The organism is Paraburkholderia phymatum, assembly GCF_040965635.1.
Taxonomy (GTDB): Bacteria; Pseudomonadota; Gammaproteobacteria; order Burkholderiales; family Burkholderiaceae; genus Paraburkholderia; species Paraburkholderia phymatum_B.
In genome coordinates, this window is sequence record NZ_JBFRCH010000041.1 from 1 (window position 1) to 11,691 (window position 11,691).

The 11,691-nt window shown below is 59.1% G+C and carries 10 protein-coding genes; 6 read left to right on the top strand and 4 right to left on the bottom strand.

The window, feature by feature from the left end; translation table 11 throughout:
• Positions 1 to 196: hypothetical protein (locus AB4Y32_RS35275; RefSeq protein WP_439899880.1), on the bottom strand; the 196-nt coding region annotated here is incomplete at its 3' end.
• A 1,439-nt stretch (positions 197 to 1,635) separates the two neighbouring features.
• Here AB4Y32_RS35275 and AB4Y32_RS35280 point away from each other — a divergent pair.
• From AB4Y32_RS35280 to AB4Y32_RS35290, 3 genes are all read left to right on the top strand, one after another.
• Positions 1,636 to 4,734, top strand: coding sequence for an acetoacetate--CoA ligase (locus AB4Y32_RS35280; RefSeq protein WP_368725728.1), 3,099 nt, complete (start codon positions 1,636 to 1,638; stop codon positions 4,732 to 4,734).
• A 772-nt stretch (positions 4,735 to 5,506) separates the two neighbouring features.
• Positions 5,507 to 6,703, top strand: coding sequence for a glycosyltransferase family 4 protein (locus AB4Y32_RS35285; RefSeq protein WP_368725729.1), 1,197 nt, complete (start codon positions 5,507 to 5,509; stop codon positions 6,701 to 6,703).
• 484 nt (positions 6,704 to 7,187) lie between these two features.
• The gene (locus AB4Y32_RS35290) at positions 7,188 to 7,454 is read left to right on the top strand and encodes a hypothetical protein (protein WP_368725730.1); all 267 of its coding nucleotides are present in this window, start codon (positions 7,188 to 7,190) and stop codon (positions 7,452 to 7,454) included.
• Between the two features lie 616 nt (positions 7,455 to 8,070).
• Here the strand turns inward: AB4Y32_RS35290 and AB4Y32_RS35295 are convergent.
• Positions 8,071 to 8,964: a hypothetical protein gene (locus AB4Y32_RS35295; RefSeq protein WP_368725731.1), complete on the bottom strand. Its 894-nt coding sequence runs from the start codon at positions 8,962 to 8,964 to the stop codon at positions 8,071 to 8,073.
• A 471-nt stretch (positions 8,965 to 9,435) separates the two neighbouring features.
• On the opposite strand from AB4Y32_RS35295, the gene AB4Y32_RS35300 reads away from it, so the two are divergent.
• Both AB4Y32_RS35300 and AB4Y32_RS35305 read left to right on the top strand, forming a co-directional pair.
• Positions 9,436 to 9,627 (top strand): hypothetical protein, encoded by a 192-nt coding sequence (locus AB4Y32_RS35300; RefSeq protein ID WP_368725732.1) that lies wholly within the window; start codon positions 9,436 to 9,438, stop codon positions 9,625 to 9,627.
• Positions 9,628 to 10,106: 479 nt separating this feature from the next.
• Positions 10,107 to 10,367, top strand: a complete 261-nt coding sequence (locus AB4Y32_RS35305; RefSeq protein WP_368725733.1) for a DUF1330 domain-containing protein — start codon at positions 10,107 to 10,109, stop codon at positions 10,365 to 10,367.
• A gap of 90 nt (positions 10,368 to 10,457) precedes the next feature.
• On the opposite strand, the gene AB4Y32_RS35310 is transcribed toward AB4Y32_RS35305, so the two are convergent.
• Positions 10,458 to 10,637, bottom strand: coding sequence for a hypothetical protein (locus AB4Y32_RS35310; RefSeq protein WP_368725734.1), 180 nt, complete (start codon positions 10,635 to 10,637; stop codon positions 10,458 to 10,460).
• A gap of 78 nt (positions 10,638 to 10,715) precedes the next feature.
• Positions 10,716 to 11,063, bottom strand: a complete 348-nt coding sequence (locus tag AB4Y32_RS35315; protein ID WP_368725735.1) for a hypothetical protein — start codon at positions 11,061 to 11,063, stop codon at positions 10,716 to 10,718.
• A 146-nt stretch (positions 11,064 to 11,209) separates the two neighbouring features.
• On the opposite strand from AB4Y32_RS35315, the gene AB4Y32_RS35320 reads away from it, so the two are divergent.
• Positions 11,210 to 11,680: a MaoC family dehydratase gene (locus tag AB4Y32_RS35320; RefSeq protein ID WP_368725736.1), complete on the top strand. Its 471-nt coding sequence runs from the start codon at positions 11,210 to 11,212 to the stop codon at positions 11,678 to 11,680.
• Positions 11,681 to 11,691 lie beyond the last annotated feature (11 nt).

Sequence of the window (11,691 nt, forward strand, 5' to 3'; positions counted from 1 at the left end):
CGTTCGGCGCGTTCGTCGTGATCGCGAGCTTGAACGGCGTGTTGTTCTGGAATACGCGCAGGCCGTCGCTGGTCGGCGTGTCGGCCGTGATCAGGCCGTTCGGCGTGCCGCCCGCCTGTTGCGTTGCATTGCTGCACGAGAGTGTCGAGCTGCCGGCGGCTTGAGCCTGCGCGTGTTCCGCGCCAAGCGATGCCAACACAGTTGCTGATGCAACCCCCACTAGTTTCCAATATCTCATCATTGTCCGTATGTCTCGTTGAAGTAGTTTCGCCGAAGGTCTAGCAAGATCGATTGGATTCGTCTCCCGCCTTGGCGTTATCAAATTGAAGAAGTGAACCGGAGGACGCACCAGCCTGTGTCCATCGCCCGAGCCGCTTCGCTCGGCTGCATCTACCCGCGTTCGCACGAGGGCGCAAAACGCCCAGACCGGCAAACCTCCACCCGTCGTCGCCTCCGCCGACTATTACGCATTCCTTACTGTTAGCCTGAATCAGATGCTTTCGAAGCATCATTCCTCGCAGCGAACAGCACTCGCTTACGCACCGCCTGCGCGAACTACAGCCGACTGTCGGCGCGTGCCATCGATCCGCCCTACGCGCGATGAAACACGCACCGATGAGGTGATGGCAGCTACGACGACCTGGTGTATGACGCGAGTCTGATGACAGTCACGACGGACACCGTCTACTGCGCGCATCGCAGTCGGCAAACGCATAGGGATGACAGACAGATCAGTAACGTCTTTCGCCTTTCCATCGGCAACACGACGCCGTCAGCGAACCGCAACGGTTCGAAGACGCTGCAACGCAATCCTGCAACTGAACAGCCAGGATCCGTGCGTCCGGATTCTGAGGTTAAGAAACCCGGCGCAGGAATTGACAACCAGAAATCTCGAGACCCCGCTCATTCCCGCTTTTGTCGAGGCGAAAAGACTTCTGGCTACACGCAATGCCTCTTCGGTACCTATTACGCTAGGACGACAGCTTTACCGCACATCCGGCATTAGTTACGGAAGATTTCTAAGGCAGAGGAATTATAAGCGCTTCATGCGGGTAGCGTTAACCCGCTCCACTGCAGAAAAGGACTGATCTCGATGATGAGCGGTGAAATCGTTCTTCCATTTTCTACATTCCCTGCCTGTGGGGGCGATCTGCCTCAAGGCCCCTTGGAAAAGACACGTCTCTCATCGGTCTGGATATTTTTTCATGGAATAGCACTCCCTTTTCTATTATTAATATAAATGCAGTTTGATCCCTTTATATCCGTAATAGCCGAATACATCATAAGGACGTCCAATTAGTTAATTCTCCTGGACATGCGAAATAAAATCGAAGATCGCTTCGCGCCTTGACGCGATATAAACGCCGATCCTGTCGCGCAATAACAGACGACTTCATGTGCGACGCGTGTCGCCATGCGATTGATTTGATGTGGCGTTCTAAAGACAACAAGCCATCGCGCGGGCACAACAAATGCGGTGTTCGTAGCACCGGTACACACCGCGCGAAAAAACGGGCAATGCAGCAGGCAATGCAGTCACGACGGCTTCCTCTGCGTGGAATAACGAAACCGGTGCATGTGCGCCCGTTCGACGAAGTCTGTTTGATAAGAAAAAATACATTGATGGAGCTATCAATGGACCGTTTCCATCTGTCCGACGCGCTGCAGTGCTCACGCGTCACCACGGGACGAATTCCAGTTTATAACGACACGTCCGGGCAACTGACAACATCGCAACTGAGCGCATTTACCGCAATCCTACAGACGCACACTGGCAAAGTACTCAATAACTACCAGTCGTTACACAATCTCTCCGTGCGAGACTTTCGCACTTTCTGGCGATGCTTCGTCGAGTGGTCGCAAGGGCTCGAGGTGTCCGGCAGCATCGAGCCGGTTTGCGTCGGCGACGCGTGCGAGCATGCGTGCTTCTTTCCCGGGATCCAGCTCAACTACGCCGCCAATCTGCTTAACCTGTCGGTGGCGCCGGCCACGGCACCCGCGATCACCGCATGTCACGCGGATGGAAAGCGTGTGCGCCTGACTCGCGGCGAACTGCGCGAGCGCGTGGCGCGTCTTGCACACGCGCTTTCGAAACTGGGGCTGCGCGATGGCGACCGCGTGGCCGCCGTCATGCGCAACGATGCTGACGCAGCGGTTGCCGCGCTGGCCGTTGCCGCGCTCGGCGCAACGTTTTCGTCCGCAGCGCCCGAAATGGGCGTCGAGGCCATCCTCGATCGCTTCACGCCGCTCTCGCCCCGGCTACTGTTCGCGCACACCGCGGCGCGCGATTTCGACACGGGCATGCCAGTGGCGGAAAAAGTCGGCATGTTGACGGATGCGCTACCGTCGCTGCAGGGCCTCGTCTGTCTCGATGACGGAAACGACTTGCCGGGCGCCATCAGGCAGCGTGTCTATTCGCTGGGCGAGCTGATCGACGGTGGCGACGCGGCGCGCTTCGAGTGGCCGCGCTTCCCGTTTAATCATCCGCTTTTCATCATGTTCTCATCGGGCACGACGGGCAGGCCGAAGTGCATCGTGCACGGCGCCGGCGGCAGTCTGCTCGAGCATCTGAAGGAGCATCGGCTGCACTGCGATCTGCGGCCTGGCGACCGGATGTACTTCCACACCACGTGCGCATGGATGATGTGGAACTGGCAGTTGTCGGCGCTTGCATCCGGCGTCGAAATCGTGACCTATGACGGCCCGATCTCCACGATCGATGTGTTGTGGCGTCTCGTCGCCGATGAGCGTGTCACCGTGTTCGGCACGAGCCCCGCTTATCTGAGGATGTGCGAGGACGCGGGCCTGGAGCCAGGCCATCAGTTCGATCTCGGGGCACTTCGCGTGATGATGTCGACGGGCGCGGTGCTGTACGACACGCAGTTCGACTGGGTACGCGATCGCGTGAAGCCGTTGCCGCTCCAGTCGATCTCGGGCGGCACCGATATCCTCGGCTGCTTCGTGCTTGGACATCCTGACTTGCCCGTCTATGCAGGGGAAGCGCAGTGCAAGAGTCTGGCGCTCGACGTTCAGGCGTGGGATCAGGGAGCACCCACGACCGGAATCGGCGAACTCGTTTGCACCAACCCGTTTCCGTCACGTCCGCTCGGGTTTTATGGCGACATCGACGGCGCGGCCTTTCATGCGGCCTATTTTTCCCGTAACCCGGGTGTGTGGACGCACGGCGATCTGATCGAATTTTCGCCGGAAGGCACGGCCCGCCTGCATGGACGTTCCGACGGAATCCTGAATGTGCGCGGGATCAAGATCGCGCCAGCCGAGATCTATCGCGTGCTGAACGATATCCGCGAAATTCGCGAAGCGATGGTCGTCGAACAACGGCAAAGCGGCGGCCCCGCGGATCACGCATGCGATCAAACGCCTGACCCGCGCATCGTACTGCTGCTGGTTCTGCAGGATGGCGCTGCGCTGACGGGCACGCTGGTCGCCCGGATACGTCGCGATCTCGCGCAGCGCGCGTCGCCCGCGCACGTTCCAGATCGGATCATCGCAGTCGATTCATTGCCCGTCACACACAACGGCAAGCTATCCGAACGATCCGCGCGTGATGCGATCAACGGCTTGCCGACCACCAATGTCACGGCGCTGCGCAATCCCGAATGCCTCGACGCGATCCGGGAACATCCGGCGCTCAAGCTCGCGACTCAACAGCTTCCGCCAGCCGGCGAAACGCGCGAACAACTCGAACGACATTTGCAGGCACTGTGGGAGAAGCTGTTCGACTTTGCGCCGATCGGTCGCGATGACAATTTCTTCGAACTGGGTGGCAATTCGCTTCTCGGGGCAAGGCTGCTCGCCGAAGTACGTCAGTCGACGGGCTACACGATGCCACTCGCGACGCTGGTGATCGCGCCGACGATCTCGCGCCTTGCCGGGATCATCGAGGATCGCACATCGTTGCCGTCGTCGCCGATTCTGGTGCCCATGCGCGCCGGGACGGGAACGCCGCTGTTCCTCGTGCACGGCCTGAGCGGCTCGGCGATGGAATGCTGGGCGCTGGTCCACGCACTGCGCAGCCCGCGCCCGGTCTTTGCATTGCAGGCACGCGGCCTGGATGGAGAGCAGCCGACACAGCGGCACGTCGAGGAAATGGCTGCCTGCTACATCGACGAGATGCGCGCCGTGCAGCCGAACGGGCCGTATTCGGTGACGGGCTATTCGCTCGGCGGGCTGATCGCGTTCGAGATCGCGCAACAGCTGGAGCGCGCTGGCGAACAGGTCGGCCTGCTGTGCCTGCTCGATCCCTACGTGTACGAGCGCTGGCTGCCGTGGAACGCACGGATGCACCATTGGTATGGCCGGATACATGGCCAGTGGCGCAAGCTGCGTACGGTGCCGGCATCGCGCATGGCCGGTTACGTGGCCGATCGGCTCATCGTTGGCGCCGATCACGTGCAAATGCGCCTCGGCCACATGAGGCTGCGGGCAGACGCGACGACCGCGGCGTTTCCGCCCGCGCTCCGACAGGTGCGCGAAACGCTGGTACTGGCGATGACCCGCTACCGGCCGCCGCCTTACAACGCCGGACCGATTTTGTATGTGCGCGCAACGACCCGGCTGGACGAGCATGGCGATCCGATGTGCTTGTGGCAGCGTGTCGCGCGCGGCGGCCTGACGATTGCAGAGGTATCCGGCAGCCATGACGACATGCTGGTCGAGCCGAACCTGCAGGCCGTCGCGGCGGTGCTGGACCGGGCCCTGGCGAACGCATGACGCGGCGGGGGTTTTCGCATGCAGCACGATGTCGTTACAGCGCGAATCGCAGGAAATGCGGGGGCCTTTTCGCTGCGTGATCCGGGCCCACTCTTTTTGCAGGACAAAGCCGTGCATGTATGGGTACTGGACGAGCCTGTCATCGGACAGGCATGTTCGTCTCTCGGCCACACGCTTTCGCAGGACGAGCGACAGCACGCACGAGCGTACAGGCATGAACGCGACCGCATTAACTTTGTCGCCCGACGGGGCATGCTCCGTTGGCTGATCGGTTTCTCGACGTTGTGAACGTGGGACGCGGATCTTTTCTCCAGTCGGGGAAAGGGTGCTTGCGTTGGGCACGACCCGATTCGGTCGCGGCGTTCCCTTCTTTTCGTGTCCAGGTGCCAAGGACTTCGAGGCCTCGTGCCGGCCACACGTTGCGCAATATACTCGCGAAAAATCATGAAGCTCTCTCGATGTATCAGACAGCAATGCCATCTATGGGCTCGGCGCTGACCAACGCCCGACGTGGCCCCCTTCACCAGCTCGCGCTCGCTCTCCGCATCGGGTTCCGCGCGCATGTCGGCGCCTGAACGCCGCTGGCGTGTCGTTCGCCCATTTCCGATCTTCGATTCCGCCAGCGCACCCGTTCAGAATGCGCGATCAGCCGCGCGCTCGCGCGCATTCGCTACCCTGCCGGCGGCACGCGCCCAGGCAGGATTCCTGCTGCACCGTGTACGTTGCGTCACTTTCGACGCCCCTATCGTTCAATTGAGCTTGACTCGTTCCAATGCGTTTGCTTTTCGTCATCGGCAATCTGAGCGACTACCACGTCCCGCGGTATGAAGCGCTCGCAAAACTTGCTGCCACTCGCGGAGACAAGGTCGCGCTTGTCGAGGTATTCGGAAGATCTGGCGTTTATGGCTTTCCGCAGGAGGGTCGCATCGCATTCTTCCAGGGCTCGCCGTCAGACGTTACAACGTTGGTCGAAGATGCCGGCGAGGCAGATCTTCATTGGTGGCGTATCGGTCGCGGATTGCTCAAGGCGCTGCGTCGATGCAGGCCCGATGTCGTCGTGACGCTTGGCTATAACACTTACTATTCCCTATTCCTGCGGTTACTGAAATTCCTTGGAAAACGCTTTACGCTGATCTATATGTCGGACTCGAAAGCCGATGACGGCACGCGATACACGCTCAAGGAGCGCCTGAAGCGAGTGTTGGTCTCCGGCTTCGATGGAGCGCTGGTCGCCGGTGAAAAACACCGCGCTTACGCCCGATCGCTGGGCATTCCGATGAGTAGATCCAGAATCGGCTTCGACGTAATCGACGTCGAGTATTTTTCGGCGGCTTCACGCGTAGCCCTTACGAGCGCGTCCACGATTCGTTGCAACTTCGGCCTTCGCACGCGCTACGTCATCTGCGTCAGCCGGTTCATCAAGCGCAAGAACGTCGATGTGTTGATCGATGCATTCTGCCGGTCCCAGGTATATGCGGCGGGAGTGTCCCTGCTGCTGGTGGGACAGGGGCCATGCGCCCAGGAAGTGCGCAAAACAATCGATCGACTGGGCATGAGCAGGCACATACAGATTCTCGGTTCCGTCCCGTATTGCGAGATGCCGGCCCTTTATTCACTTGCCGAATTCGCCGTGCTGCCGAGTGCTTACGACCAATGGGGCCTTTGCGTCAGCGAGGCGTTCGCCGCAGCCAAGCCTGCCATCGTCACCAGGACTTGCGGCGTCGCAAACGAGTTGGTGCTTGACGGTATCAACGGCTTCGTCGTCGAGCCGGGGGATGCTGCAGCGCTGGCAGACCGGCTTGTACGACTGGCTACGGACGACGCGTTGCGGGAGCGATTCTCACAGAACGCCGTTTCCACGGTCCGTCGCTGGACGCCCACGCTCTTCGCGACGAATGTTATCGAACTTGCCGATTCGCTCACGGGAACAGCGACATCTCTCGCCCAGAGTCGAGGCGTCGCGGCGTAGCACGCCGTTACGATCACACGCAGTGCACGAAAGCCGGTCACGCCTTGGCCACGAACGTCCGTCTGAGGCTTCCTCTGCTCTCATCTTGCGTTGCACGAGATGCGACTTGGTGAGTCTCTGCACGACATTCACGCGCTTGATTGCATCCTTCGCGATCCGGTGCATCACCGCTCGCACGCGCCATTGCCTCGACCGGACGTCTGCGCCGGAAAACCGATGCAGATGATGAGCGGCGCCGTCGCCGGCCTTCATCGTCGTTAGCGCACGATGCTTGCGCGAGAGCTTCGACGGGACCCCGCGTACCAGGAACGAGCAATGCTCGTTGGAATGAGCCACTTGTGTGCGAGAAAAGCCGTGCGTTCGCGACACGCGATGAGCGACGCCCACTCGTTGAGCACGACGCGCTCGATGGAATCGCGAATGTCGTTCGAATGTCGTTCTCGAGCAGGCTGGTGAGGCGTTCAGGTTTTTACGGAGAGGACGAGTGACCGAGGCGAAGCTCTATGACCGTAGCTTCAGCGAGGGCTACGAAGCAGGCTTTGCTGGCCGGGCACGCGAGTGCCCATACATCGCCAGTGAACGGAAGTCGGACGAGGAACAGTGGCATGCGGGTTATCTGTACGGCCAGCATGTCGCCATCATGCAGCATCTGCGCCCGCATCATAATCACAGTAGTGTGCAGTCATTCGGCCTTCTGACCGTCTGCAAGAACATCATTATTCCGGTTGCAAAAATCGTCGGCATGGCGTAGTCGAGGCTCCCGCGATCGGCGACTGCATTCGCGCGCGTCGTTTTCTGACGGTGGAGGCTTCGCATGCGTTCAACCCGCGGATCATGTGGGACGCTTTGGTGGGGACACGTCTGCATCGCCCGCCCTCCGAGGTAACGACCCGGAAACGGCCGGGCGATCGTGATCCCGTATTCGGACCTTCGACGCGTTCTTCGTGCCGCTTCAGTCGGTAGACGACATCTCTCGCGTAATATCGCGCCATGCACCCGGTAGTTTTTGCTCTTTGCACTCTGCAAACATTCACGGCTTTTTTTACACGACGCGTTGTAAATAAGGATCACCGCAGCGCTTCACATAGATGTTCTGTCCGCCGCAACAACGAGCGGCGAATCCACTTCCCTCAATTTCTGGAATCCGAACGAAAAAAGTCAAACCATATCGTTGTGCGGGTCGACCACCGCCGGGCAGCGTCATCCCGCTGCCCGCCCTTGGATAACCCATGCTTCAGTGCTTTACTGTCACCCGTGCCAACCTTTTCTTTTTGAAGCGGCACCAGGAGGGCGCGGCGTCGACGAACCTTTCCATCTCTCCGAGCCGGCGATAAAGGGTTAACGCCTGCGAAGAACGTATCGGATAGCTAAGGCCCCACTGTAATCAGGAGTGTCATGTCGACGACATAATCCGGCGGCGGCTCTCCTGGCCCGAAGTCGCCCGTTAGATAGTGGAACCTGCCGCCATAGTGAATCGTGTGTGAGCCTGTTGGCAGCGGCTTCAGAAGCAGGTAGTAGCCGTCAGCTGCGGCCGTGCCGGTTCCGTATATATGTCCCGGTGATCCAAAAACCCAGCGAAGCGGTGTCGAAAATGTGAACTGGTCGGTAGCGACGCGATACGCCGTAACGTCGGTGACGGGTACATTGTCGATCGTGACGAACAAGTCCTGAATTCGATCGGCGAAGCGGTTGGCAATGACCCGTTCTCCCGCCGCGGTGGTTGGAGTGTAGGTGCCAGGGGGCAGCAACGTCGACGAAAAAGTATCTAGCGTTGCCAGCAAGAGGGACGTGCCCGCAGGAATAACGTTCGCGGACTGGTCACAAGTCTGCGGCGTATTGGGGACGCTGAGCGCATGAAAGTAGGAACTGGGCGTCGCCCAGTACCAGACCTTACCGCTTTGCCCCGACGAGATAGGGCGGGTACAGTTGATTAGCGGGTTTGGAAAAAAAGGGCCGTTGTCTATCGAGTTCACCCACTGCCAAAAGGAGACCACCCACTGACTGTAGGTTTTCCCGTCAAAGCGTATATGGCGCGGAACGACTTCACGATTAGCCGCCCCAGCCTGCGCGGTGGAGTGTTTGACAGCCGCATCGGCGGAGCTGATAACGGCGTTGTTGGCGACTGCCGGGCTGGCTGCACCATCACTGCCGGCGCCTCCGCATCCAGTGAGTACAACTGCAATCGTTGCGACGATCGTCGATGATCGCAATGTCCTCGTAACTCGTGGAATAAGGACGGAATCCTGATCTGCATCTCTCATCACGCTCTCCCACCGGGTTCACCTGCTTTGCAGCCAGCCGATCGCGTTGTATGACCGTTATAGTCCGCGGTTAAGAACAGCGCCAGACAAAAAGGTGGCGGCATCTGCCAGATCTTCGAGTTGAGATGACCGGCAAGGAAGCGGTATTCGCTGCCGAGCTTTGCACCGGTGGTCCGTCGGCTTCAGGTCAGTTTTTCGCCGGCATGGCGCGGCCTGAAGATACCGCAGCCACGCGAAGAGAACAAGAAGCTGCCCTTCAGGTAACGGTTACCAGATAGACGCCAACGGGCGTGTATTGCTTTCTTGATGATCAACCAGATAGCAATGGCGTGGCGTGTCGGCCACCGATACATTTCGCTGTCCCGTTGCGGGCGAAGAGCGCAACGCAAGCCTCCGACAAGGGACACGCTGATCCCGTCCGGCCGTGAAGACTAAAATTCTTACTATGCAATCGCTGCGCGGAGGGCGATCATGATCAGGCTTTTCGGCATACTGGTTTTAGCGGCCGGCGTCGCTGGATGTGTTGCGGCCCAGCCGTACAACGGCTACCCGGCTTACGGATACGGTCCGGGCTATTACGCGCCAGGTCCCAGCATTGGCGTCGGCGTCGGAGGTGGCAGCTTCGGTGGTGGCGTGGGCGTAGGCGTGGGCGTCGGCTTCTAGATAGGCGTTGGGTCCATATACGCGTAATAGTCCACACCCGCCGCCTTGCTTTAATTCAATAACCTTCGCCTGATAACGCACACTGCCAATGTACAAATTGACCTCGCAGTCCACCCGCTATCGAAAATTCGATCGTGCGTGACATGCACGGTTGTATTCGTGCATTAGTCAAATAGCACTGTTTTATTTGCGCTACTAAATATGCACGGCATAGCTGCTTGCAGGTCCGAGATGTTATTCATTTGCAACATGCGTGAAGCCAACCTATCTTGACCACTGACCGGGTCCTATTGCCGATCGCTTGTCGTATCCGACGAAGCGCCGCTCGCGCGACACGACGGCAACTTCGAACGGGCGCCCATCGACGAGCGCAGGGCGTCCACAACTTGCTATGTGGACGACGCGACAACACCGCAAAAGGGATCGCACCATGATTGCATACCTGATCGGCGATGTCGATGTGACAGACCCCTCACGTTTTGAAGAATACAAACGGAGATGTACCCGCTACTGAGGCCCGCTACGGCGGGAAATACCTCGGCCGTGGAGGAACAACCAAAGTTCTCGAAGGCGATTGGCAGCCGCATCGTCTTGTCATCGTCGAGTTCCCGGATATGGTTTCGTTAATGGCCTGGTATGAATCGCCCGAGTACGCCCGTCTCAAGGCGATCCGTGAACGCTGTGCGACGACGAGGATTATTGCGCTTGAAGGCATTGCGACCGCACGAGAATCCGGTTGACGCGGAACAGGTGTCCGTCGCGGCCGCCCGTCGAAATTTCTTCCTTACTCGGTAAACGGTGTTTCGCGAATCAATCGCGAGGGACGGTTCTCAGTCGAGGGTGGCGAATGGACCGTACGAATCCATCCAGTCATAGTGTTCCGTTGCACCCGTCCACGCCCAGTTCGCACGCGAATGCGTCGGCGCACCATGTCCGCCCTCTTCATCGTCATGCTGTTGTTTGCTGCGCTCCAGATCCGCGTTCTCCGTACTTCCCAGTTCGAGGCTCATCGTTAACTCCCGATAGTGATTTGATGTCCGTTGCTGTCAATTGATGCCAACGGTCATCTGAGCAAGTACCAGGCCACTTCAATGGAAATCCCGTTCGATCTCTGATTTAAAAAGACTTTCGCTGACGCCGCGGATTTCCAGTCGTTTCAGAACTGCACCAGTGGATTTCAGTTTTGACCACGCTGAGTTGCTTTTTAGAAGCTTCATATCCGTGCGCCAAATCATCTGGTTCAGGCGCATTGCACGCGTCCCGAACGCGCTGATCCGTGCGACGCATACCCCCATAACGCACGTGAAATGGCCCTCAACGCCAAGGCGATCCAATGAAGGATGCGCGTATCGCTGAGTGGTCTTGCAACCAACGGCGGCTCGCGGTGCCCGCATATCCTCTGCTGCCGCAAAGACCAGGATGGCATGCTTTGTCACTACATCGGCAGCTTTGGACAGTGTACGAAAGCGTCCTGACAGTACGATTCAGCCTGACGTATAGGCCGAACCTGCGGCCAATACATGTCCATGGCGTAGCACGACTATTGACGCGGCTTTGCGCCAACCCAGCAAACGGAAGAACCATGAACGAGCTTAACGGATACGACTTCGAAGACCTGCAACCGGGCATGAGCGCGAGCTTCGCCAAGACCATCACGGAAGCGGACATTCTGATGTTCGCTGGCGCATCTGGCGACATCAACGCAATGCACATCAACGAGCAGTTCGCGCAAACGACGCCCTTCAAAGGGCGCATTGCGCACGGCATGCTGACGGCGAGCATCATCTCCGCGACGATCGCGGGCCGCCTGCCCGGCCCAGGCACGATCTACCTGGGGCAAAACCTGCGCTTCAAGGCGCCCGTTCGTCCTGGCGATACGGTCCAGGCCGAGGTGACCATCAAGGAACTGCTGCACGAAAAGCGCCGCGTCGTGCTGTCCACGGTTTGCACGGTTGGCCGCAAGGTCGTGATCGAAGGCGACGCGCTCGTCATGCCGACTTCTCGCAGCGATCGCGCCAAAGATAGCGCGGTATCCGCTGCAATCAACGCATGACAGCGGGTCTG